This window comes from Streptomyces javensis (assembly GCF_039525925.1).
GTDB classification, from domain to species: Bacteria; Actinomycetota; Actinomycetes; order Streptomycetales; family Streptomycetaceae; genus Streptomyces; species Streptomyces asiaticus.
In genome coordinates this window covers 1-22,280 of the sequence record NZ_BAAAIF010000041.1, presented here as the reverse complement: position 1 = coordinate 22,280, position 22,280 = coordinate 1, and the positions used below count along the sequence as shown (strand labels likewise).

Sequence of the window (22,280 nt, the reverse complement as noted above, 5' to 3'; positions counted from 1 at the left end):
CAGTCGTACCCTTCCGCACCAGCCCTTCCGCACCAGCCCCTCCGCACCAGCCCTCGCCCACCTGACCGGGAGCCGCCATGAATCAGCCGCCCCAGCCCGGCCCGCCGCCGCAGCCCGCCGCCCATGTGCCGTACGGCACCCCCGAGACCCCCCGCGTCGCCGTCCGCGGCGAGGCGACGCTGGAGGTCGACCCCGAGATCGCCCGGCTCACCATCACCGTCAGCGCCCGCGGTGCCGACCGGCGCGCCGCACTGGAGGACCTCACCCGCCGCAACAACCAGGTCCTGGCGCTGGTGAAGTCCTACGGCGAGGCGGTCGAGAAGCTGGAGACCGGCGCCTTCTCGGTCACCCCCGAGATCAACCCCAAGAGCCGCCATGAGCGGGTACGGGCCTATCACGGCCGGGTGCACCTGACCGCGGCCCTGACCGACTTCACCGCCCTGGGCGAGCTCACCACCCGCCTCGCCGACCTCGAGCTCACCCGCGTCGACGGCCCCTGGTGGGGGCTGCGCCCCGACTCGCCCGCGTACGGCCGGGCCCGGCAGCGGGCGGTGCGCGAGGCGGTGCAGCGGGCCCGCGAGTACGCGGGGGCGCTCGGCGCCCGGCTGGTGGCGCTCACCGAGCTCGCCGACCTGGAGGCGGAGGAGGGCCCGTTCCAGCCCGTGGCCGTCGCCGCCCCGCGCGCCCGGTCCGGCTACGGAGGCCCCGCCGACCGGGACGCCGTAGCCGCGCTCGACCTGGAACCGCAGCGTCAGACGGTGTACGCGCACGTCAACGCGCGCTTCACCATGACCCCGCCCGAGCTCTGAAACGCCTCCTCCGGAGCCCCGGAACCACCCTCCGAAACGCTCATCGGAGCGGCCCACTGCACGTTTCATTAGTTGTCAATAACCTGCCATCCAAAGGCCATGGAGGAGTGTGAAGTTCTCGGTTCTTTACTCGCCGGTAAGTCATAGGCTCGGCATCATGCGCCGAGCAAAAATCGTCTGTACTTTGGGACCCGCCACCGACTCGTACGAGCAGATCAAGGCACTCATCGAGGCCGGAATGGACGTGGCCCGCTTCAACCTCAGCCACGGCACGTATGCCGAGCACGAGGAGCGTTATCGGCGAGTGCGCAAAGCCTCGCTGGAAACCGGCCGCAGCGTCGGCATCCTCGCCGACCTTCAAGGTCCGAAGATTCGGCTCGGCCGTTTCCGTGAAGGGCCGGTACTGCTTGAACGCGGGGATGAGTTCATCATCACCGTCGAACCCATCGAGGGCGACCGGTTCCGCTGCGGTACCACCTACGAGGGGCTGGCCGGCGACGTCAGCAAGGGGGAGCGGATCCTCGTCGACGACGGTCGGGTCACCCTCGAGGTCGTCGACATCGACGGCCCCCGGGTGCACACCATCGCCATCGAGGGCGGCATGATCTCCGACCACAAGGGGCTCAACCTCCCCGGTGTGGCCGTCTCCGTCCCCGCGCTGTCCAAGAAGGACATCGAGGACCTGCGCTGGGCCCTGCGCATCGGCGCCGATGTCATCGCCCTCTCCTTCGTCCGCAACGGCAACGACGTCGTGGACGTCCACCGGGTGATGGACGAGGAGGACCGCCGGCTCCCGGTCATCGCCAAGATCGAGAAGCCGCAGGCGGTGGAGAACCTCGAGGGGATCGTCGACGCCTTCGACGGCATCATGGTCGCCCGTGGCGACCTCGGCGTGGAGATGCCGCTTGAGCAGGTGCCGATCGTCCAGAAGCGCGCGATCAAGCTGGCCAAGCGGAACGCCAAGCCGGTGATCGTCGCCACCCAGATGCTCGACTCGATGATCGAGAACTCCCGCCCCACCCGGGCCGAGGCGTCCGACGTCGCCAACGCGGTGATCGACGGCACGGACGCGGTGATGCTCTCGGGCGAGACCAGCGTCGGCAAGTACCCGATCGTCACGGTCAAGACGATGGGCCGCATCGTCGAGGCCGCCGAGGAGGACATCCTCGCCAAGGGCCTGCCCCCGCTCACCGAGCGCAGCAAGCCCCGCACCCAGGGCGGCGCGGTGGCCCGCGCGGCGGCCGAGATGGGCGACTTCCTCGGCGCGAAGTTCCTCGTCGCCTTCACCCAGTCCGGCGACACCGTCCGCCGCCTCTCCCGCTACCGCTCCCCGATCCCCCTGCTGGCCTTCACCCCGGAGCCGGGCACCCGCTCCCAGCTCAACCTGACCTGGGGCGTGGAGACCTTCCTCGGTCCGATGGTCAACTCCACGGACGAAATGGTGGCCCAGGTGGACGAGGAACTGCTGCGCCTCGGCCGCTGCAAGAAGGGCGACCTGGTCATCATCACCGCCGGTTCCCCGCCCGGCGTCTCCGGCTCCACCAACCTGGTCCGCGTCCACCACATCGGCGCGGACGACCTGCGGTAACTGAGCCTCGCTCCTTGGGGGCCGAAGTACTGGTTCAGTACTTCGGCCCGACGTGCTTGTCCATGAGGGCGACGGAGGCCCGGCGGGCGACGGAGATGTTGAACGGATCGCTGCCGCGCGCGAGTGTGGTCCACTCGACGCCGACCTTGGTGAGGGTGTCGGAACAGAGCTTGCGGATGTCGTCGGACTTGTTGGTGAAGGAGTACCGGGGGTACTCGTAGCGCTTGCGTTTGCCCGCGACGATGCGGGTGGTCCAGTTGGTGATGCGGCAGCCGTCGGAGTGGAAGAGCCCGCGGATGAACTCCCACGGGTGAGCGTCGATGATCGACTGCTGCCACGGCTCCAGCGCTATGAGGCGGTCATGCTTCTTCCCCGGTCCATGCTGCGGGAATACGCACCACAGGTGTTTGGAGTAGACCTTCACGTTGCGGCAACCTGGTCTGCGTGCCTGGCAGACTGAGTTGTCGGGGAAGACCCTGCGCATCGCTGCTTTGCACTCATCTATGAGCCCTGGCCATGATTCGCTACACGCGATCATGAGGCTTGGTGCGCGATGCTGGGAGTACTGGATGATGTGGCCATCCCCGAGATATAAGCCGAGCAGATACGCGTAGGCCGCGTGATCGAGCTCCCGGCCGTCGCAGCGCGGACATGGCCGGTGGGTTTTGCCGGGGAGCGTGCCGTGTCGTGCACGATCGAGATGGAGCCAGTGACCGATCGTCCCCACTGGTACGCCGAGTTCTCGAGCAACGTCCGCGTTCCTGACCCCCGACCGCAGTAGCGTGATTGCCTTCTGCCGGACTTCTATGCCATGCGTGTGCATGGCATAACTCTGTGCTACTGCATTCGGTCAGGGAGTCGAATGCCCAAAGTCCACGCGAAGGTGAAAGTCCGCTTAGAGCGAGTTGTGCCGGGTGCGGGATTCGAACCCGCATGTCCTTTCGGACAGATGTGTTTGAGACATCCGCGTAAGCCATTCCGCCAACCCGGCGAGGTTGCCGATCAGCAGTGTACCGGGTGACCGGCGGGCATTGCAGCTAGGTAGGCTCGGTGTGCAGAACCTGCCAGGAACGAGGAGCCCCGTGAGCGCCACCGAGCCCGTCGACGAGCAGTCGCACATTCCGCCGCACACCACCCGCGTCGTCATCGCCGAGGACGAGGCCCTCATCCGCCTCGACCTGAAGGAGATGCTCGAGGAGGAGGGGTACTCCGTCGTAGGCGAGGCGGGCGATGGCGAGACGGCTGTCGCGCTCGCCCAGGAGCACCACCCCGACCTCGTCATCCTCGATGTGAAGATGCCGGTGCTCGACGGCATCTCCGCCGCCGAGCGGATCGCGGCCGACCGTATCGCCCCCGTCCTGATGCTGACCGCCTTCTCCCAGCGCGAACTGGTCGAACGGGCCCGGGACGCCGGGGCGATGGCGTATCTGGTGAAGCCGTTCAGCAAGAGCGACGTGGTCCCGGCCATCGAGATGGCCGTCTCCCGCTTCACCGAGCTGAAGACCCTGGAGCAGGAGGTCGCCGACCTCTCCCAGCGGCTGGAGACCCGCAAGCTGGTCGACCGGGCCAAGAGCGTCCTTCAGACCCAGTACGGGCTGACCGAGCCCGCCGCCTTCCGCTGGATCCAGAAGACCTCGATGGACCGCCGGCTGTCGATGCAGCAGGTGGCCGAGGCCGTCATCGAGGACGCGGCGGAGAAGAAGGCCGCCAAGGAGGAGTAGAAGTGGAAAGGGCCCGCACTGCCTGAGCGGCGGTGCGGGCCCTTCCCGTCGGTCCTCAGTCCTCGCCGAGGTATGCCTTCCGCACCGACTCGTCATGCAGCAGCGCATCCCCCGTCCCCGACAGCACGATCTTGCCGATCTCCATCACATGGCCCTGATCGGCCAGCGACAGGGCCGCCTGGGCGTTCTGCTCGACCAGCAGGATCGTCGTGCCCTGGGACTTGAGCTCGGCGATGGTCTGCATGATCTTCTGCATCATGATCGGCGAGAGGCCCATCGAGGGCTCGTCGAGCATCAGCAGTTTGGGGCGGGACATCAGCGCGCGGCCCATCGCGAGCATCTGCTGCTCACCGCCGGAGAGCGTGCCCGCCGCCTGGTTGCGGCGTTCGCCGAGGATGGGGAAGAGGTCGTACGCCTTTTGGATGTCGGCGGCTATGCCGTCCGCGTCCTTCCGGAGAAACGCTCCGAGCTGGAGGTTCTCGGCGATCGACAGCCGCGGGAAGATATGCCGCCCCTCGGGCGAGTGGGCCAGCCCCAGGGCGACGATCTTGTGCGCGGGGACGCCCCGCAGCGGCTTGCCGTCGAAGCGGATCTCCCCGCCGAGCGGCTCGAGCAGTCCGGACAGGGTGCGCAGCGTGGTCGTCTTGCCCGCGCCGTTGGTACCGATGAGGGTGACGACCTGTCCGGCCTCGACGCTGAACGAGATGCCCTTGACGGCCTCGATCTTGCCGTAGGCGACCCGCAGGTCCTCGACCTCGAGCAGTGCGGTCACTGTCCGTCCTCCGTACGTGCTGTGGTGCCCCGCTGGGCCTCGTCCTGCGTGGCTCCGTCCGTGGCTCCGCCCGTGGTTCCGGCCGTGGCTCCGGTCGTGGCCCCGGCCTCCGCGGCCTCGACCTCGGCGGCCTCCTCCGCGCCCGGCGCGCCCTCGAAGGGGGTGCCGAGGTAGGCGGCGATGACGCGCTCGTCGCTCTGGACGACCTCCGAGGTGCCCTCGACGAGCTTCTGGCCCTGGACGAGTACGGCGACCCGGTCGCAGAGGTTGAAGATGAAGCGCATGTCGTGCTCGATGACGAGCACGGCGGTGCCCAGGTCCCGGATGGCGAAGACCAGTTCCTCGGTGGCGCGGGTCTCCTGGGGGTTCATTCCGGCGGTGGGCTCGTCGAGCAGCAGCAGTCCGGGGTCGCTGGCGAGGGCGCGGGCGATCTCCAGCTTGCGCTGCTCGCCGTAGGGGAGGTTGCGGGAGAGGTGGTCGGCCTTGTCGGCGAGGCCGGTGAACTCCAGGAGTTCCATGGCACGGGCCTTGGAGGCGGCCTCGGCGCGCTTGAAGCCGGGGCCGCGCAGCAGGGCCGACCACAGGCCCTCCTTGGTGCGGGTGTGGCGGCCGACGAGCACGTTCTCCAGGACCGTCATATTGGCGAAGAGCCGGATGTTCTGGAAGGTGCGCGCGATGCCCGCCTGGGTGACGAGGTGGGGCTTGGGCGGCAGTACGGTGCCCCGGTAGGCGACGCTGCCCTCGGTGGGGACGTAGAGACCGGTGAGGCAGTTGAAGAAGGTGGTCTTGCCCGCGCCGTTGGGCCCGATGAGGCCGACGATCTCGCCGGGGTGGACGTCGAGGTCGACCGCTTGGACGGCCGTGAGCCCGCCGAAGCGCATGGTGACGCCGGTGGCGGTGAGCACGGGGGAGGTCGTGGTGGTGGTCATCGCTGTCATGCCTCCGCCTTGGTGACGCCGACGGCACTGTCCTTGAGTCCGGTGGCGCCGGGGACGTCGAGCTGGCCGGTCTCGTGGTACTCGAGCTGCTGCCGCCGGTTGGGGACGATCCCCTCGGGGCGGAAGCGCATCAGCAGGATGAGCGCGATACCGAAGGCGAGGAGCTGGTAGTCCTGGAGGAACTCCAGCTTCTTGGGGATCAGGTAGAGCAGGGTGGCGCCGAGCAGCGGGCCGCCGATGGTGCCCATGCCGCCGAGGATGACGGCGGCCACCAGGAAGGTGGAGTTGGGCGGGACGGGTCCGGCGAAGACGTACTGCTCGGGGACGACCGTGGACTGGAAGTGGGCCCATACGGCACCGGCGACCCCGGCCAGGGTGGCGCCGAGCGCGAAGGCGATGAGCTTGACCCGGAATCCGTTGATGCCCATGGCGGTGGCGGCGGTCTCGTCCTCGCGGATGGCGACCCAGGCGCGGCCGATGCGGGAGTTGCCCGCCCGGCTGAAGATCAGCACGACGACCACGGTGACCAGCAGCATCAGCAGGTAGTAGTTGCCGTTGGAGTCGAGGGTGACTCCGCCGACGCTGTGGTCGTCGTTGAAGTTGAACCCGAAGATCTCCAGCGGGGGGATGTTGGGGATGCCGTCGGGGCCGTTGGTGACGGAGGGGCCGGAGGTGCCGTCGAGGTTCAGCATGGCGAGACGGAAGATCTCTCCGAAGCCGAGGGTCACGATGGCGAGGTAGTCGCCGCGCAGCCGCAGGGTCGGGGCGCCGATGACCACACCGAAGATCAGGGAGACCACGCCGCCGGTGATCACGGCGGCCCAGAACGGGAACCTGACGTCGATGGTCGAGGCGGTGGACCCGGAGACCAGGGCTGCGGTGTAGGCGCCGACGCCGAGGAAGGCGACGTATCCGAGATCCAGGAGGCCGGCGAGGCCGACGACGATGTTCAGGCCGAGGGCGACGGTCGCGAAGATGGCGATGTTGACGCCCAGTTCGGTGAAGCTGGACTTGTCCTGGAAGAACGGGAAGACGATCGCGGTGATCAGCGCCGCCACCAGGGTGACGGATCGGTAGGAGCTGGTGAGCTCGCTGATCCGGCTGATGAGCCCGGCCTTGACCAGGGCGACGGCGGCGAATCCGACGGCGATGAGGTAGCCGAGGAACGGCTCGGGGTGGTCGTTGTCGGTCTGGATGCCGTAGTTGACCACGTAGAGGCCGACGGCGAAGACGGCCGCGATGATCAGGATCTCGGCCCAGGAGGGCAGCTTCTCGGGGCGGCACAGCGGGCGGCTGTCGTCCGGGAGCAGGAAGGTGGTGGCCACCGGCACGGCGGTGACCACGGCGGCTATCCAGCCGCCGGGCTCCAGGTTGACCAGGCCGTCCAGATCCACCGCGATGGCGATGACGGTGAACCAGGTGACGGCGAAGGTGCCGAGGGCCAGCATCCGCAGGGCCTGGGTGGAGCCGCTGGGGGTGAGCCAGCGCAGGCCCTTCAGGTCGAGGGCGGCCAGCGCGAAGACGCCCGTGGCGATGGAGAGGACGAGGGTGAGCAGCTGGAGTCCGCCGGGGTAGCCGTAGACGGTCAGATCGCCGGGGAATTCGGCGGTCCAGGTCCAGGCCAGGAAGGTGGAGACGACGGCGGCGGCGCCGCCGGCCGCGGTGAGGGCCCGGAGCAGGGTGGTGCGCGGGGCGGGTGCGCCGGTCTCGGCCGTGCGCACGGCGGTGGGCTGGGTCTTGTCGGTGGTCATCGGTTCACTCCCTCACGCCCGGTCCGCTACGCGTTCGCCGAGCAGACCCTGTGGCCTGACCAGCAGGACGACGATGAGCAGGGTGAAGGCCCATACGTCCTTCCAGGCACCGCCGCCGAGCTGGTCCATCCCGGGGATGTCCTGGATGTACTTGATGGCCAGGGCCTCGACGATGCCCAGGACGACGCCGCCGAGCATGGCGCCGTAGATGTTGCCGATGCCGCCGAGCACGGCGGCGGTGAACGCCTTGAGACCGGCGATGAAGCCCATCTCGAAGTTGATCTGGCCGTACTTGAGCCCGTGGGAGAGTGCGGCGACGGCGGCGAACGCACCGCCGATGGCGAAGGCCATCACGATGATGCGGTCGGTGTTGATGCCCATGAGCTTGGCGGTGTCGGGGTCCTGCGCGGTGGCCTGCATGGCGCGGCCGGCCCTGCTCTTGGAGACGAACAGCCCGAGGGCGAGCATGCACAGCGGGGCGGCGATGAGGAGGAAGGCGTCGCCGCGCTGGATGTGCAGGTTGTCGAGGATCTCGAACGACGATCCCTCGAACTGCGGGAAGCTGCGGGGCTTCTTGGCGTCGGGGTAGAAGGCCCAGACGGCCTGTTGCAGTGCGATGGACAGACCGATCGCGGTGATCAGGGGGGCGAGCCGGGGGCCGCCGCGCAGGGGCCGGTAGGCGAAGCGTTCCGCCGCGGTGGCGATGGCGACCGAGGCGACGATGCCGCCGATCAGCATCAGGGGCAGTGCGAGGGAGAGCGCGGTGCCGCTGGGCAGCCAGATGTAGATGGTGAGGGCCCCGAAGCCCCCGATCATGAAGATCTCGCCGTGGGCGAAGTTGATGAGCTGGACGATGCCGTAGACCATGGTGTACCCGATGGCGATCAAGCCGTAGAGGGCGCCAAGGGTCAGGCCGTTGACCAGCGTTTGCGGCAGTTCGTGCACCGCAGGGCCTCCGATGAGCGTGTCGGATATGACGCCGCGCGAGGGCGATGGGTACGCCCTCGCGCGGATTGGTTTCGTGGGTGTGCGATCGCTGCCGGGGGTCAGTCCTTGAAGGTCTCGCTCTTCACGGACTTCCAGGCGCCCTTGGTGACCTTGTAGACGGTCAGCTGCTTGTTGGTGGTGTCGCCGTACTGGTCGAAGGAGACCTTGCCGGTGACGCCGTCGAAGGAGACCTTGCCGAGCGCCTCGGTGATCTTGGCGCGGGCGTCGTCCGGGAGCTTGCCGTCGTTGTCCTCGACCACGGCCTTGACGGCCTGGATGATGGCCCAGCCGGCGTCGTAGGAGTAGCCGCCGTAGGCCGCGTACGGGTCCTTGTAGTGCTGGTCCGCGTAGTTCTTCACGAACGTCTTGGCGGAGTCGAGCTGCTCGACCGGGTAGCCGACGGAGGTGGCGAGGTCACCGTCGTTGTTGGTGCCCGAGGCCTTGATGAAGGCGGGGTCGTAGATGCCGTCGCCGCCCATGATCGGGACCTGCGCGCCGGCCTGCTTGACCTGGTCGGACAGCAGACCGCCCTCGGGGTACTGGCCGCCGAAGTAGACCGAGTCGGCGCCGGAGGACTTGACCTTGTTGGCGATGCCGGAGAAGTCGGTCTCCTTGACGGTCAGGTGGTCCCGGCCGACGACCTTGCCGCCGAGGCGCTTGAACTCCTCGGCGAAGATGGTGGCGAGGCCGTTGCCGTAGGCCTGCTTGTCGTCGATGACGAAGACCTTCCGCTTCTTCGCGTCCTTGTAGTAGTACTGCGCGGCGAAGCGGCCCTGGATGATGTCGGTGGTCGCGGTGCGGAAGTAGGTCTTGAAGGGGCGCGACTTCTTGCCCGAGGCCCAGTCGTCGCCCTGGCTCAGGGCCGGGTTGGTGTTGGCGGGGGAGACCTGGGCCAGGTCGCCTCTGTCGAAGACGCCCTGCATGGACTGGGCGACGCCCGAGTTGAGCGGTCCCACCGCGCCGAGGATGTCCTCGTCGTCGACCATCGAGGTCGCGTTCGCCTTGCCGGAGGAGGGCACGGCCTGGTCGTCGAAGGACTTGACCTTGAAGGTGACCCCGTCCACCTCGTTGTTCTTGTTGGCTATCTTCGCCGCGAGGTCGACGGAGTTCTTGATGCCCTGGCCGAGAGCGGACAGCGAGCCGGTGAGCGGGGCGTCGACACCGATGACCACGGTCGTCTTGCTGTCCTTGCCGCCACTGTCGTTTTTGTCGTCCCGCGACCCGCAGGCGCTGAGAGTGAGGGCGCCCGCGGTGATGGCGGTCGTCATGATGAGCAAGGAACGGTGTCGCACGAGGAATCCTTTCCCTGGCCCGGCACCCCGGGTTCAGGGGGTGCCGTGTCCTCGCCGGATGAACCTGGAATGGCCGTGTGGGTGCGGCGTACATCCCACGGGGCCGTGACTGGCTGTGACTCTAAGGGCGGGGCGCGACGGGTGGCAGAGGTCCAGACGATGATGTGACTGTCTTGTTATGACGCGCGTCACCCCGGGATGTCCGTGTAGCGGAACGGAAGGGACGAATGGGGCGCATTTGGACCAACCATTAGGTCCGGATCCTGAGAAGGTGCAGTTCCGCTAAGGAGTGCGGTGAGCTTGTGAACGAAGCGCGGAGGCGCGTGCGCGGATGGGCGCGGGAAGATCGATTCTGGAGTCGCCGAGGGTGCGGAAATCGCGATCTTATATTGCGTCAGTGTTACGCAGTGTTACGGCCGATGGTGCGGGTCCGGGGCCTGTCCGGGGGCGTGGGCGGGGTTCCGGAATGGTGCCGGGCGGGCGCCGGGCCGGGCGGCTCAGGTCGGCGGGCGCCAGTTCTCGGAGCTGTGGGTGGCGCCGTTCGCGGCCGCGCAGCGGCGCTCGGCCAGCCGCTCGATCAGCGTTTTGGCCGCCGGAATGCCATGCCGCTTCCGCTCGGCGCGCGCGGCCCGCACGATGTCGTCGTAGATCTCGTACTGCTGGTTGGAGAGCCCCTTCTGCTCCCAGTCGAGCCCGGCCCACTGGCTGCCCGCGAGGTCCTGTTCGGCCCAGTAGGAGATGAGATCGGCACACAGCCGTACGGGGGAGGCGGCCCGGGGTGCGGGGCTGCGAGGGGCGGGCGTGGCCGCCGGGGCGTTACGGGAGTTACCGGAGTCGCGGGAGTCGCCCGAGGGGGCGGAACCGGAGCTGCCGCATCCGGTCATCGTCACGGCGAGTACGAGAGCGCAGCCACAGACGGCGGCGGGCCGGAAGCCGGTGCGGTCCGTTGCCCCCGTGGCGGCGGGCCGGAAGCCGGTGCGGTCCGTTGCCCCCGTGGCGGCGGGCCGGAAGCCGGTGCGGTCCGTTGCCCCCATGGCGGCGGGCCGGAAACCTGCCCGGGTCGTTGCCCCCATGGAGGGTCACGGTAGACCCGGCCCCCCAGGGGGGCAACGGTGATGGCGCCGGGCGTCACGCCCCGGCGCGGTCCTTCGCCTCGGCGATGTCGGCGACCGTCTTGGCCCGGCCGGCGTCGTCGACCTCGCGCAGCAGGCAGGTGAGGCGGGCGGTGCACACCCGCCGGTCCTGCTCATCGCTGATGACGATCTCGTAGGTGGCGGTGGAGCGGCCCCGGTGGACGGGGGTGGCCACACCGGTGACCAGGCCCGAGCGGGCGCCCCGGTGGTGGGTGCAGTTGAGGTCCACGCCGACCGCGATCCGCCCGCTGCCGCCGTGCAGCATCGAGCCGACCGAGCCGAGGGTCTCGGCCAGTACGGCGGAGGCGCCGCCGTGCAACAGCCCGTACGGCTGGGTGTTGCCCTCCACCGGCATGGTGCCCACGACCCGCTCCGCCGAGGCCTCGAGGATCTGCACGCCCATGCGGGTGCCGAGGTGTCCGGCGGAGAACAGCGCGGGAAGATCCACGCCGAGCGCCGCGTACTCGTCGAGTACCTCTTGCGGGAACTTCACGCTGGTCTGCTCGCCCATCGGGACAGGCTCCGTTCGGTTGCTGTGGTGGCCACCTTTGCTTGTGGTGGCCACCTTCTTACCAGGCAACTGAGCAAACGCTTAGGCCGGGGTCGTCTGTTCCAGGCGGATCACCACGGACTTGCTCGCCGGGGTGTTGCTGGTGTCGGCGGTGGCGTCCAGCGGGACCAGGACGTTGGTCTCCGGGTAGTACGAGGCGGCGCAGCCGCGCGCGGTCGGGTAGTGGATCACACGGAAGCCGGTGGCGCGCCGCTCGGTGCCGTCCTTCCACTCGCCGACCAGGTCGACGTAGGCGCCGTCGGCCAGCCCCTGCTCCCGGGCGTCCTCGGGGTGCACCAGCACCACCCGGCGGCCGTTCTTGATGCCGCGGTAGCGGTCGTCCAGGCCGTAGATGGTGGTGTTGTACTGGTCGTGGGAGCGCAGGGTCTGGAGCAGCAGCCGGCCCTCGGGCGCCTCGGGGTACTCGATGGGGGCCGCGGTGAAGTTGGCCTTACCGGTGGCGGTGGGGAAGCTGCGGCTGTCGCGCGGGGCGTGCGGCAGGGCGAATCCGGAGGGGTCGCTCACCCGGTCGTTGAAGTCCTCGAAGCCCGGGATGACGGCGGCGATGCGGTCGCGGACGCGCGCGTAGTCCTGTCCGAACTCCTCCCAGGGGGTGCGGCTCCCGGGGCCGAGCACCCGGCGGGCCATCCGGCAGACGATGGCCGGCTCGGAGAGCAGATGGGAGCTCGCGGGCTCCAGGCGCCCGCGGGAGGCGTGCACCATGCCCATGGAGTCCTCGACGGTGACGAACTGCGGGCCGCCGCCCTGGACATCGCGCTCGGTGCGGCCGAGGGTGGGCAGGATCAGTGCCCGCGCGCCGGTGACCACATGGGAGCGGTTGAGCTTGGTGGAGACGTGGACGGTCAGCCGCGCGGCGCGCATCGCGGCTTCGGTGACCTCGGTGTCGGGGGAGGCCGCCACGAAGTTGCCGCCCATGGCGAAGAAGACCTTGGCCTGGCCGTCGCGCAGGGCACGGATGGCACGGACGACGTCGAAGCCGTGCTCGCGGGGCGGGGCGAAGCCGAACTCGCGCTCCAGGGCGTCCAGGAAGGCCGGGGCGGGGCGCTCGAAGATGCCCATGGTGCGGTCGCCCTGCACATTGCTGTGGCCGCGCACCGGGCAGACCCCGGCGCCGGGGCGGCCGATGTTGCCGCGCAGCAGCAGGAAGTTGACGACCTCACGGATGGTGGGCACCGAGTGCTTGTGCTGGGTCAGGCCCATCGCCCAGCACACGATGGTGCGCTTCGAGTCGAGGACCATGCGCAGGGCGCGGTCGATGTCGGCGCGGTCCAGACCGGTGGCGCGCAGCGTCTCGTCCCAGTCGGCGGCGCGGGCCGCGGCGGCGAACTCCTCGAAGCCGTGGGTGTGTTCGCCGATGAACTCCTCGTCGGTGGCCCCTTCTGTCTCCAGGATGAGCTTGTTGAGGAGGCGGAAGAGGGCCTGGTCGCCGCCGATCCGGATCTGTAGGAAGAGATCGGTGAGCGCGGTGCCGCCGCCGGCGATCCCGCGGGCGTTCTGCGGGTTCTTGAACCGCTCGAGCCCGGCCTCGGGCAGCGGGTTGATGGAGATGATCTTCGCGCCGTTGGCCTTCGCCTTCTCCAGGGCGGAGAGCATGCGCGGGTGGTTGGTGCCCGGGTTCTGCCCGGCCACGACGATCAGGTCGGCCTTGTAGAGGTCATCGAGCAGCACGCTGCCCTTGCCGACGCCGAGGGTCTCGGTGAGCGCCGAGCCGGAGGACTCATGGCACATGTTGGAGCAGTCGGGCAGGTTGTTGGTGCCGAACTCGCGGGCGAAGAGCTGGTAGAGGAAGGCCGCCTCGTTGCTGGTGCGGCCCGAGGTGTAGAAGACCGCCTCGTCGGGGGAGTCGAGCGCGGTCAGCTCGTCGCCGATGATGTCGAAGGCCCGGTCCCAGGACACCGGCTCGTACCGCTCGGCGCCCTCGGGGAGGTACATGGGCTGGGTCAGCCGGCCCTGCTGGCCGAGCCAGTAGCCGCTGCGGGTGGCGAGGTCGGCCACCGGGTGGGCGGCGAAGAAGTCGGGGGTCACCCGGCGGAGGGTGGCCTCCTCGGCGACGGCCTTCGCGCCGTTCTCACAGAACTCGGCCGCGTGGCGCTTGTCGGGCTCGGGCCAGGCGCAGCCGGGGCAGTCGAAGCCGTTCTTCTGGTTGACCCGCAGCAGGGTGAGCGCGGTGCGGCGCACGCCCATCTGCTGGTGGGCGATGCGCAGCGAATGCCCTACCGCCGGTAGCCCGGCGGCGGCATGTTGCGGGGGTGTGACCTCGGGCGCGTCCTGGATCGGATCGCCTGCGGGCGGCTTGGCTGCCATGTCGCTCCCCTTGGGCTCGAGCGTTGCCGGACCTGTGTGTGGACCTACTGGGTCCGATCCTGTCACGGGCCACCGACAGCCGGGGCGGCGGCCCGGTTCGGTGGTACGGCCGTTCCGGCCGCGCGGTCCGGGCCGATCCTGCGCCCGGCCCGGTGCGATCTTGTGCCCGGTCCGGTCCGGTGGCCGGGGCGGGAGGCATTGTCGGTGGGGCGTGGCAGGATCGGGGGCGTGGCAGAGAAAGCATCGAAGAAGACCGCAGCGCCCGCGACCGACCGCCCCGGGGACGGCCGTCCCCGCCTGCTCCTGCTGGACGGGCATTCCCTGGCATACCGGGCGTTCTTCGCGCTGCCGGCGGAGAACTTCAACACGACCACCGGCCAGACCACCAACGCGATCTACGGCTTCACCTCGATGCTGGCGAACACGCTCCGTGATGAGCGGCCCACGCACCTCGCCGTGGCGTTCGACGTCTCGCGCAAGACCTGGCGCTCCGAGCAGTTCACCGAGTACAAGGCGAACCGCTCCAAGTCCCCCGACGAGTTCAAGGGCCAGGTCGAGCTGATCGGCGAGCTGCTCGACGCCATGAAGATCACGCGCTTCGCGGTGGATGGCTTCGAGGCCGACGATGTGATCGCCACGCTCGCCACCCAGGCCGAGGAGCAGGGCTTCGACGTCCTGATCGTCACCGGCGACCGGGACTCCTTCCAGCTGGTCACCGACCATGTCACGGTGCTCTACCCCACCAAGGGCGTCTCCGAGCTGACCCGGTTCACCCCCGAGAAGGTGCAGGAGAAGTACGGCCTCACCCCGAGCCAGTACCCCGACTTCGCGGCGCTGCGCGGCGACCCGTCGGACAACCTCCCCGGCATCCCGGGCGTCGGCGAGAAGACCGCGGCGAAGTGGATCAATCAGTTCGGCTCCTTCGAGGAGCTGGTGGAGCGGGTCGAGGAGGTCAAGGGGAAGGTCGGCGAGAAGCTCCGCGACCACCTGGAGTCCGTGAAGCTCAACCGCCAGCTGACCGAGCTGGTGCGGGACGTGGAGCTCACCACCGGCCCCGAGGGGCTCGAGCGCGCCCCGTACGACCGGGAGGCGCTCGGGGTGATCCTGGACGCGCTGGAGTTCCGCCACCAGAACTTCCGCGACCGGATCATGGCCGTCGACCCGGGCGCGGCGGCGGACGAGCCGGCGGCCACCGAGCCGGGTGTAGCGGTCGACGGGGTGGCGCTGGGCGCGGGCGAGCTGGCCCCCTGGCTGGAGAGCCACCGCGCCGCGCCGCTGGGCCTGGCCACCGTCGACACCTGGGCACTGGGCAGCGGCAGTGTCAGCGAGATCGCGCTGGCCACCGGCTCCGGCCCCGCCGCCTTCTTCGACCCCTCGCAGCTGGACGAGGCCGACGAGCGGGCGTTCGCCGAGTGGATCGCAGACCCGGACCGCCCCAAGGTGCTGCACAACGCCAAGGGGATCATGCGGGTCTTCGCCGAGCACGGCTGGTCCGTCGCGGGCGTCTCCATGGACACCGCCCTCGCCGCCTATCTGGTCAAGCCCGGCCGCCGCTCCTTCGAGCTGGACGCCCTGTCGGTGGAGTACCTGGGCCGTGAGCTGTCCCCGGCGGCGGCCGCGGACAGCGGACAGCTGGCCTTCGGCGCCGATGAGGAGGCCGAGCGGGACGCCCTGATGATCAAGGCGCGGACCATTCTGGACCTGGGCGAGGCCTTCGACGGCCGGCTCAAGGACGTGGGCGCGGCCGGGCTGCTGCACGACATGGAGCTGCCCGTCTCCGAGCTGCTGGCCCGGATGGAGCGGTCGGGCATCGCCGCCGACCGCGGCTGGCTGGAGCGCATGGAGCAGCAGTTCGCGGCCGCCGTGCAGCACGCCGTGAAGGAGGCCCACGACGCGGTGGGCCATGAGTTCAACCTCGGCTCGCCCAAGCAGCTCCAGGAGGTGCTCTTCGGCGAGCTGGGCCTGCCCAAGACCAAGAAGACCAAGACCGGGTACACCACGGACGCCGACGCGCTGGCCTGGCTGGCCGCACAGACCGACCACGAGCTCCCGGTGATCATGCTGCGCCACCGTGAGCAGGCGCGGCTGCGCTCCACCGTCGAGGGCCTGATCAAGACCATCGCCCCCGGCGGCCGCATCCACACCTCGTTCAACCAGACCGTGGCGGCCACCGGCCGGCTCTCCTCCACCGACCCCAACCTCCAGAACATCCCGGTGCGCACCGACGAGGGCCGGGCGATCCGGCGCGGCTTCGTCGTCGGCGACGGCTTCGAGTCGCTGATGACCGCCGACTACAGCCAGATCGAGCTGCGCGTCATGGCCCATCTCTCCGAGGACGAGGGCCTGATCGAGGCGTTCACCTCCGGTGAGGACCTGCACACGACGGTCGCCTCCCAGGTCTTCTCCGTCGACAAGTCGGCGGTCGACCCGGAGATGCGCCGCAAGATCAAGGCCATGTCCTACGGGCTGGCGTACGGCCTGTCGGCGTTCGGCCTCTCCCAGCAGCTGGGCATCACCCCCGACGAGGCCCGCAAGCTGATGGAGAACTTCTTCGAGCGGTTCGGCGGGGTGCGCGACTATCTCCAGCGGGTCGTCGAGGAGGCGCGCGCCACCGGCTATACGGAGACCATGCTCGGCCGCCGCCGCTATCTGCCGGACCTCACCAGCGACAACCGCCAGCGCCGCGAGATGGCCGAGCGGATGGCGCTGAACGCCCCGATCCAGGGCACGGCTGCCGACATCGTGAAGATCGCGATGCTCAAGGTGGACGCGGCGTTGACGAAGGAGAAACTCTCGTCGCGGATGCTGTTGCAGGTCCACGACGAAATCGTGCTGGAGATCGCGCCCGGTGAGCGGGAGCGGGTGGAGGAGCTGGTGCGCCGGGAGATGACGGGCGCCTTCCAGCTCAGCGCTCCGCTGGACGTATCGGTAGGATCCGGTGCGGACTGGGAGTCCGCGGCTCACTGAGAGTTCGCCCGATGCGGTGTTTGCACCGGTAGCTGCGGGCCATAAGTTGTCGTAGTGTCACCAGAGTTGACGCGCCGGGGGAGCGCATGGTGTTCGACGGGAGGGACACACGGATGGCACCGCTAATCGGCCGACGACTGCGCAAGGGGGCGGCCACGACAGCGGTGGCGGCGGCCGCGATGGCCGCCCTCACCGCGTCCCAGGCGCCGGGATTCGCCAATTCCGACCATGGCGACCGGAACCGGGAGCAGCGGGCGGGGGAGACACCGGCGCCGGACGACACCCCCATAGACGGTGGTTCCTCGTACCACACCGATCTGCCACCCCTGGTCACCCCCGACAAGCCGGGCTCCTCGATCGATCTGCCCGGGCTCCCCGGGGGCAGCAGCACCAAGCCCGAGGCGGGCATACCCGCGAGCGTCCTGGCCGCCTACAAGAAGGCGGAAGCGGCCCTGAGGGAGTCCAACCCCGGCTGCAATCTGCCCTGGGAGCTGCTCGCCGCGATCGGCAAGGTCGAGTCCGGCCAGGCCGGTGGCGGCAATGTGGGCGCCGACGGCACCACCGTCTCGCCCATCCTCGGCCCGGTCCTGAACGGTGACGGCTTCGCCCTGATCAAGGACACCGACGGCGGTGCCTACGACGGCGACAGCCAGCATGACCGTGCGGTCGGCCCGATGCAGTTCATCCCGTCCACCTGGGCCAACTGGGGCCGGGACGGCAATGGTGACGGCGAGAAGGACCCCAACAACGTCTATGACGCCGCCCTCGCCGCGGGCAGCTACCTCTGCGCGGACGGCCGCGATCTGTCCGTCAAGGCCGATCTGGACCGTGCGATCCTCGGCTACAACCACTCGCGGGAATACCTGAACACCGTCCTGTCGTGGTTCGAGTACTACAAGCGCGGCACCCATGAGGTCCCCGACGGCACCGGTGCGATCCCCTCGGGGAACGACTCCGGCTCGGGCTCGGGCGACAAGGGCAAGGACTCGGGCAAGAACCCGGGGAAGGACGGCGGCAAGGGCGAGGAGAACGAGGCCCGCACCCTGCCCAAGCCCGAAGACAAGCCCGAAGGCAAGCCCGACACCACCACTCCCACCCCACCGACCGGTGACAACCCCGGCACCCCCGGCACCGGGTCCCCGACCCCGAAGCCCCCCACCACTCCACCGTCCACCCCGAGCGGTACCAGCAAGCTCACCACGGTCGGCGCCAAGGAGCTGTCCGCCATCGCGGGCACCGGGTTCGACCGGTCGCCGCGCGTCAAGGCCGTGGACACCGCGGGCAAGCCGGTGGCCGGCGCCAAGGTGCGGTACGAGATCCTCGGCGACACCGATACCCGCTTCCTCGGCCTGGTCAAGTCCGCCACCGTGCTGTCCGCCGACGACGGCACCGCCACCGCGCCGAAGCTGCTCGCGGGCGAGAAGACCGGCACCTTCACCGTGCGCGCCACCGCCGTGGGGCGGGAGGCGGCCCCGGTCGAGTTCACCGCCACCGTCAAGGCCCGGCCCGTGCCGCAGGCCGACGCGCTGGCCCGGATCGGCGACAAGAAGCTCACCGCCCGGACCGGCGACTCCTTCACCGACCCGCTCACCGTCAAGGCCACCAACAAGGGCAAGACCATGGCGGATGTCCCGGTGACCGCCACCATGATCACCTCGGCGAAGAACCCGACCCCCAACGACAAGGGGCCCTACTTCCTGGACGACAAGGGCAAGCCGGTGCGCACCCTGGCCGCCCTGAAGACCGATGACCTCGGCCAGCTCACGCTGCCGAAGATCCTCACCGATGACCAGGCGGGCACCTTCCTGCTCCGCCTCACCGCCGAGGGCGGCGCCGTCCTGGACATCGAGCTGACGGTCACCCAGGCCCCCGCCTCGTAGCCAAGCGCCCCTCATACGGTTCACCGCACCGCCCCTGAGCCCCCACCGGGCCCAGGGGCGGTGTGACGCTTTCACGCCTTCGTGTTCTCATCTGCGGCCCCCGTTGCTACGGTGCCCCATCCCTGACGAAGCGTCAGGCAGCGCCTCGTACCGACCACGAGGAGGCCCCGTATGCGTGCCCTCGCCGCCGCCGCGATCGGACTCGCCGCCGCCCTCGCCATCGTGTTCACGATGACGGCCATCGGCGCCCCCAGCGGTGAGACCTCCCCGGAACCCCTGCTCACCACCGTCCCCAAGCACCCCTGAGGGAGGGACATCCGCCATGCGCCGCAGAGCAAGCCTGGTGCTGCTGGCCTTCGCCGTCTTCTTCGCCGCCCTCGCGCCGCTGCTGCGCTGGTACGCCTATCCCCGGCTGGCCAAGATCCCGCCCAGTGAGTACCAGACGGCCGTGATGGAGGCCAGTCCGGCCACGCTGCTCGACTACGGCACCATGAAGCCCCGGACCGTCCCCAAGGTCAGCATTGTGCAGACCCTGCGCGGCAATGTGCCCGCCGCGAAGAAGGTCGGGAAGGCGACCGGGCGCGATGTCGTCGTCTGGGACACCCTGTCGTATGTGGCCGGGCCCGACGGCAAGATGGTCTCCAAGATCCCCGAGCGCTATGTCTTCGACGCCCACTCCCAGGACCCGGTGCACGCGGGCGGCGAACATGTCGACGGGGACGCGGTGCGCCGCGACGGCATCGAGTACAAATGGCCGTTCCTCACCGAGAAGCGCGACTACCGCTACTTCGACGCCCAGACCCGCACCTCCGCCCCCATCCACTACAAGGGCACCCGCGACTTCCACGGTCTGGAGGTCTACTACTTCGAGCAGACGATCCCCTGGACCAAGGTGCCGCTGCCCAAGACCATGCCGGTCAACGGCGTCACCCCCGAGACCGTCCGCAAGGCCGGCACCACCCGCTGGTACAGCACCAAGCGGATGTTCTGGGTCGAGCCCACCACGGGCGCCCCGGTCAACGGGCAGGAGATCCACAAGGAGGAGCTGCGCGGCGGCACACTGCTGGGCGGCCGCGACCGGGTGACCGTCTTCTCGGGCCATGTGAAGATGCGCGAGGACTACATCCGGCACACGGTGGACATGGTCAAGTCCCAGCGCCGGCTGGTCCTGCTGCTCACCGCCTATCTGCCGTGGGGCTTCCTGATCCTGGGGCTGGCCCTGCTCGCGCTCGCGCTGCTGCTGGAGGCGCGCGGACGCGCGGTGCGCCCGCCGGCGGCCCCGGCGGCGCCGACCGCGTTGTCAGTGGCGGGCCGTAGCGTATGACCATGCCAGTGAACAGCTGCGTCCCCGGTCCCGAACTCATCGGCCACATCGCTGACTTGGCGCGCCTGGAATGGCTCCCGGGCGCCACGGCGGCCGCCGCGAAGCGCTTCGGCTGGGTGCCCGACGGCTCCCGCACGTCCTCGTACGCCACCAACACCGGGCACTATGTCCTCCCGGAGTGGTTCGGCGGGCCCGACGACGCGGACACCGAATGCATGATCCCGTTCTGTTACTACTACGAACCGGACGACTTCGACGCGGAGTTGCAGGCCGACGGGCTCAGCGGCAATGTCGACTGGCTCGCCGGGTACCACTCCGGCGACCCCGGCTGGGTCTTCGACCGCGAGGCCGACCGCTCCGGCTTCGACGGCCGATGGCGCGCCGCCGTGGACGCATTCAGCGAGCGCCTGGGCCATCCGGAGACCGTGGTGCGGGACGAGAAGGGCGACCACCCGTGGAACTACGCGGCATGGCGCTGCGGCGGCAATGCGGTGGTGGTCGGCCAGTGCGTCGACAACGGCTCGTACATGACCTTCGAGCAGGCGCTCATATGGGTCGGGCCGCACCCCGTGGACGAGCCGTTCCCGACGGGGGAGCAGTTCGCCCTGAGGCTGGAGTGCTGAGCGGTCTGTGGTGCTGAGCGGTCTGTGATGCTGAGCGGGCCGGGGCACTGAGCACGCCGGGGCGCTGAGCGGCGCGGCCGTGGCGTCAACTTCCGTCCTCGCGATTCGCTCGTGGGGGCCAAGCCGGTAGTGATCAGGGTGAGGGCGTGGCTAGCATGCCGCCCATGCCTGGCATCACGATTGAGTTCACCGAGCAGGAGCTGGCGGAGCTGCGTGCCGAGGCGAGGGAGAAGGGCGTCGAGATCAAGCGGCTGGCGCACGACATACTGACCGAGGACGTGGTGCGGCGGCGTCAGAAGCAGCGCTTCGTCGAGGGCGCCGTGAAGTTCGCCCTGGCCTACAAGGCCGAGTTCGAGCGGGAGTTCCCGCACGGCATGCGGTGATCCTGTACGTCGACGCCGGTTGGGTGCTGAACGTCCAGGTCGAGGTCTCCCCGGTGAACACCCCGGTCCGGGACTGGGGTGCGCTGCACTGCATGGCCGAGCGCCACCGCTACGAGCGGTTCGCGGGCGAGCCCTACTACGAGGAGGCCGCTGCCCGCGCCGCGACCTTTCTGCACACCTCACTGATCCTCGAGCCGTTCTCCGACTACAACGCCACGATCGGCGCGGCCTGCGCACAGATGTACATGGAGGAGTCCGGAGAGCCGATCGCGCCCCCGCCGGGCGCCATGGTCAAACTGGTCCGCGACATACGGGAGATCAGCGGCTTCCGCCTCGGCGAAACCGCCCGCAGGTTGCGCGGCTGGGCCGACTGACGCCAGACGGACGCGCTGCGTGGCTCACCGCGCCCCGTGGTTCAACTGAGCGCCCCCGGGCGCATCGCTCAGCGGCGGGTGTTGGTGCGGCGGGTCGGTTGGGCCGTGGTCGGGTCCTCGGGCCAGGGGTGCTTGGGGTACCGGCCGCGCAGTTCGGCGCGGACCGAGCGGTAGCCGTCCCTCCAGAAGGACGCCAGATCGGCGGTGACCGCGGCCGGGCGTCCCGCCGGGGACAGCAGATGGACCAGCAGCGGCACCCGGCCGCCCGCGATCCGGGGGGCCTCCTGCCAGCCGAACAGCTCCTGGAGCTTCACCGCCAGTACGGGCCGGTCCGCGCCGTAGTCCACCCGCACCCGCGAGCCGCTCGGCACCTCGATCCGCTCCGGCGCCAGCTCCTCGAACCGCGCCGCCTCGCCCGTGGCCCACGGCATCAGCCGGGCCAGCGCCTGTCCGGCGTCCACCCGCCCCAGACCGGCGCGCCCGCGGGCCCGCGCCAGCTCCGTCCCGAGCCAGTCGTCCGCGCGGTGCAGCAGCGCCTCGTCGGAGACATCCGGCCAGGCCCCGCCCAGCTCCCGGTGGAGGAACGCCATCCGCTGCCGGACCGCCGTGGCCTGCGCCGACCAGCGCAGCAGCCCCGTGCCCTCGCGGCGCAGCCCGTCCAGCAGCGCCCGCCGCACCAGCTCGGGATCGGGGTCGGCCAGCGGCCGGGACACCAGCTCGATGGCGCCGAGCCGGGCCACCCGGCGCGCCAGGACGTCTCCATCGGCCCAGCGCACCTCCTCGCCCTCGGAGGCCAGCCGCGCGGCCGCCGCCCGGTCGGTGTCCCCGTCGGTCACCGCCGCGAGCCGTACCCGCGCCGACGC

At 69.7% G+C, this 22,280-nt stretch carries 20 protein-coding genes and 1 tRNA gene; 10 read left to right on the top strand and 11 right to left on the bottom strand.

Annotated elements, in window-relative coordinates; translation table 11 throughout:
• Nucleotides 1–77 precede the first annotated feature (77 nt).
• Both ABD329_RS30025 and pyk read left to right on the top strand, forming a co-directional pair.
• Complete coding sequence (locus ABD329_RS30025; RefSeq protein ID WP_344317177.1) at nucleotides 78–809, top strand: SIMPL domain-containing protein; 732 nt, start codon at nucleotides 78–80, stop codon at nucleotides 807–809.
• Between the two features lie 157 nt (nucleotides 810–966).
• The gene (gene pyk / locus ABD329_RS30020; RefSeq protein WP_198279541.1) at nucleotides 967–2,397 is read left to right on the top strand and encodes a pyruvate kinase; all 1,431 of its coding nucleotides are present in this window, start codon (nucleotides 967–969) and stop codon (nucleotides 2,395–2,397) included.
• 34 nt (nucleotides 2,398–2,431) lie between these two features.
• Here the strand turns inward: pyk and ABD329_RS30015 are convergent, their stop codons facing one another.
• A complete protein-coding gene (locus ABD329_RS30015; protein WP_198279540.1) occupies nucleotides 2,432–3,220 on the bottom strand; it encodes a helix-turn-helix domain-containing protein in 789 nt (262 codons plus the stop codon).
• Between the two features lie 85 nt (nucleotides 3,221–3,305).
• A tRNA-Leu gene (locus ABD329_RS30010) sits at nucleotides 3,306–3,388 on the bottom strand.
• 91 nt (nucleotides 3,389–3,479) lie between these two features.
• On the opposite strand from ABD329_RS30010, the gene ABD329_RS30005 reads away from it, so the two are divergent.
• The gene (locus ABD329_RS30005; RefSeq protein WP_198279539.1) at nucleotides 3,480–4,118 is read left to right on the top strand and encodes an ANTAR domain-containing response regulator; all 639 of its coding nucleotides are present in this window, start codon (nucleotides 3,480–3,482) and stop codon (nucleotides 4,116–4,118) included.
• A gap of 55 nt (nucleotides 4,119–4,173) precedes the next feature.
• Here the strand turns inward: ABD329_RS30005 and ABD329_RS30000 are convergent, their stop codons facing one another.
• From ABD329_RS30000 to ABD329_RS29965, 8 genes are all read right to left on the bottom strand, one after another.
• Nucleotides 4,174–4,890 carry an ABC transporter ATP-binding protein gene (locus ABD329_RS30000; protein ID WP_198279538.1) on the bottom strand — a complete coding sequence of 239 codons (717 nt, stop codon included), beginning with the start codon at nucleotides 4,888–4,890 and terminating at the stop codon, nucleotides 4,174–4,176.
• On the bottom strand, nucleotides 4,887–5,828 hold the full coding sequence (locus ABD329_RS29995) for an ABC transporter ATP-binding protein (protein WP_198279537.1): 942 nt from the start codon (nucleotides 5,826–5,828) through the stop codon (nucleotides 4,887–4,889). The genes ABD329_RS30000 and ABD329_RS29995 overlap by 4 nt, the downstream gene beginning before the upstream one ends.
• Entirely contained in the window at nucleotides 5,825–7,579 is a 1,755-nt protein-coding gene (locus tag ABD329_RS29990; RefSeq protein ID WP_198279536.1) for a branched-chain amino acid ABC transporter permease, read from the bottom strand. Before ABD329_RS29990 ends, ABD329_RS29995 begins: the two co-directional genes overlap by 4 nt.
• A gap of 12 nt (nucleotides 7,580–7,591) precedes the next feature.
• Nucleotides 7,592–8,524 (bottom strand): branched-chain amino acid ABC transporter permease, encoded by a 933-nt coding sequence (locus ABD329_RS29985; protein ID WP_037948794.1) that lies wholly within the window; start codon nucleotides 8,522–8,524, stop codon nucleotides 7,592–7,594.
• Nucleotides 8,525–8,625: 101 nt separating this feature from the next.
• On the bottom strand, nucleotides 8,626–9,858 hold the full coding sequence (locus tag ABD329_RS29980) for a branched-chain amino acid ABC transporter substrate-binding protein (RefSeq protein WP_198279535.1): 1,233 nt from the start codon (nucleotides 9,856–9,858) through the stop codon (nucleotides 8,626–8,628).
• A gap of 497 nt (nucleotides 9,859–10,355) precedes the next feature.
• A complete protein-coding gene (locus ABD329_RS29975) occupies nucleotides 10,356–10,931 on the bottom strand; it encodes a hypothetical protein (RefSeq protein ID WP_344317174.1) in 576 nt (191 codons plus the stop codon).
• A gap of 55 nt (nucleotides 10,932–10,986) precedes the next feature.
• Nucleotides 10,987–11,502 carry a hotdog fold thioesterase gene (locus tag ABD329_RS29970; protein WP_138911161.1) on the bottom strand — a complete coding sequence of 172 codons (516 nt, stop codon included), beginning with the start codon at nucleotides 11,500–11,502 and terminating at the stop codon, nucleotides 10,987–10,989.
• Nucleotides 11,503–11,583: 81 nt separating this feature from the next.
• Entirely contained in the window at nucleotides 11,584–13,866 is a 2,283-nt protein-coding gene (locus tag ABD329_RS29965; RefSeq protein WP_198280597.1) for an FdhF/YdeP family oxidoreductase, read from the bottom strand.
• Between the two features lie 228 nt (nucleotides 13,867–14,094).
• Here ABD329_RS29965 and polA point away from each other — a divergent pair, with 228 nt between their 5' ends.
• The 7 genes from polA to ABD329_RS29930 all read left to right on the top strand — a co-directional run bounded on the left by polA (nucleotide 14,095) and on the right by ABD329_RS29930 (nucleotide 21,417).
• A complete protein-coding gene (gene polA / locus ABD329_RS29960) occupies nucleotides 14,095–16,833 on the top strand; it encodes a DNA polymerase I (RefSeq protein ID WP_198280596.1) in 2,739 nt (912 codons plus the stop codon).
• 113 nt (nucleotides 16,834–16,946) lie between these two features.
• Entirely contained in the window at nucleotides 16,947–18,713 is a 1,767-nt protein-coding gene (locus ABD329_RS29955) for a lytic murein transglycosylase (protein WP_344317172.1), read from the top strand.
• 171 nt (nucleotides 18,714–18,884) lie between these two features.
• Nucleotides 18,885–19,019 carry an SPW_0924 family protein gene (locus ABD329_RS29950; protein WP_198281478.1) on the top strand — a complete coding sequence of 45 codons (135 nt, stop codon included), beginning with the start codon at nucleotides 18,885–18,887 and terminating at the stop codon, nucleotides 19,017–19,019.
• Nucleotides 19,020–19,035: 16 nt separating this feature from the next.
• Nucleotides 19,036–20,037: a cell envelope lipid trafficking protein PgfA gene (gene pgfA / locus ABD329_RS29945; RefSeq protein WP_198281479.1), complete on the top strand. Its 1,002-nt coding sequence runs from the start codon at nucleotides 19,036–19,038 to the stop codon at nucleotides 20,035–20,037.
• 2 nt (nucleotides 20,038–20,039) lie between these two features.
• Entirely contained in the window at nucleotides 20,040–20,660 is a 621-nt protein-coding gene (locus ABD329_RS29940; protein WP_246619080.1) for a hypothetical protein, read from the top strand.
• Between the two features lie 164 nt (nucleotides 20,661–20,824).
• A complete protein-coding gene (locus tag ABD329_RS29935; RefSeq protein WP_037949729.1) occupies nucleotides 20,825–21,043 on the top strand; it encodes a hypothetical protein in 219 nt (72 codons plus the stop codon).
• Nucleotides 21,040–21,417 (top strand): hypothetical protein, encoded by a 378-nt coding sequence (locus tag ABD329_RS29930; RefSeq protein WP_198281481.1) that lies wholly within the window; start codon nucleotides 21,040–21,042, stop codon nucleotides 21,415–21,417. The genes ABD329_RS29935 and ABD329_RS29930 overlap by 4 nt, the downstream gene beginning before the upstream one ends.
• 68 nt (nucleotides 21,418–21,485) lie before the next feature.
• Here the strand turns inward: ABD329_RS29930 and ABD329_RS29925 are convergent.
• A partial coding sequence (locus tag ABD329_RS29925; RefSeq protein ID WP_344317171.1) for an ATP-dependent helicase C-terminal domain-containing protein occupies nucleotides 21,486–22,280 on the bottom strand: 795 nt, incomplete at its 5' end.

Bases quoted from the DNA above. Each gene is read 5' to 3' on its own strand.
- ABD329_RS29950 (WP_198281478.1), top strand. From the start codon at position 18,885: ATGCGTGCCCTCGCCGCCGCCGCGATCGGACTCGCCGCCGCCCTCGCC.
- ABD329_RS29965 (WP_198280597.1), bottom strand. From the start codon at position 13,866: ATGGCAGCCAAGCCGCCCGCAGGCGATCCGATCCAGGACGCGCCCGAG.
- ABD329_RS30025 (WP_344317177.1), top strand. From the start codon at position 78: ATGAATCAGCCGCCCCAGCCCGGCCCGCCGCCGCAGCCCGCCGCCCAT.
- ABD329_RS29955 (WP_344317172.1), top strand. From the start codon at position 16,947: ATGGCACCGCTAATCGGCCGACGACTGCGCAAGGGGGCGGCCACGACA.
- ABD329_RS29990 (WP_198279536.1), bottom strand. From the start codon at position 7,579: ATGACCACCGACAAGACCCAGCCCACCGCCGTGCGCACGGCCGAGACC.
- ABD329_RS29970 (WP_138911161.1), bottom strand. From the start codon at position 11,502: ATGGGCGAGCAGACCAGCGTGAAGTTCCCGCAAGAGGTACTCGACGAG.
- pyk (WP_198279541.1), top strand. From the start codon at position 967: ATGCGCCGAGCAAAAATCGTCTGTACTTTGGGACCCGCCACCGACTCG.
- ABD329_RS29975 (WP_344317174.1), bottom strand. From the start codon at position 10,931: ATGGGGGCAACGACCCGGGCAGGTTTCCGGCCCGCCGCCATGGGGGCA.
- ABD329_RS29935 (WP_037949729.1), top strand. From the start codon at position 20,825: ATGCCTGGCATCACGATTGAGTTCACCGAGCAGGAGCTGGCGGAGCTG.
- ABD329_RS30015 (WP_198279540.1), bottom strand. From the start codon at position 3,220: ATGCACACGCATGGCATAGAAGTCCGGCAGAAGGCAATCACGCTACTG.
- ABD329_RS29940 (WP_246619080.1), top strand. From the start codon at position 20,040: ATGCCAGTGAACAGCTGCGTCCCCGGTCCCGAACTCATCGGCCACATC.
- ABD329_RS29995 (WP_198279537.1), bottom strand. From the start codon at position 5,828: ATGACAGCGATGACCACCACCACGACCTCCCCCGTGCTCACCGCCACC.
- pgfA (WP_198281479.1), top strand. From the start codon at position 19,036: ATGCGCCGCAGAGCAAGCCTGGTGCTGCTGGCCTTCGCCGTCTTCTTC.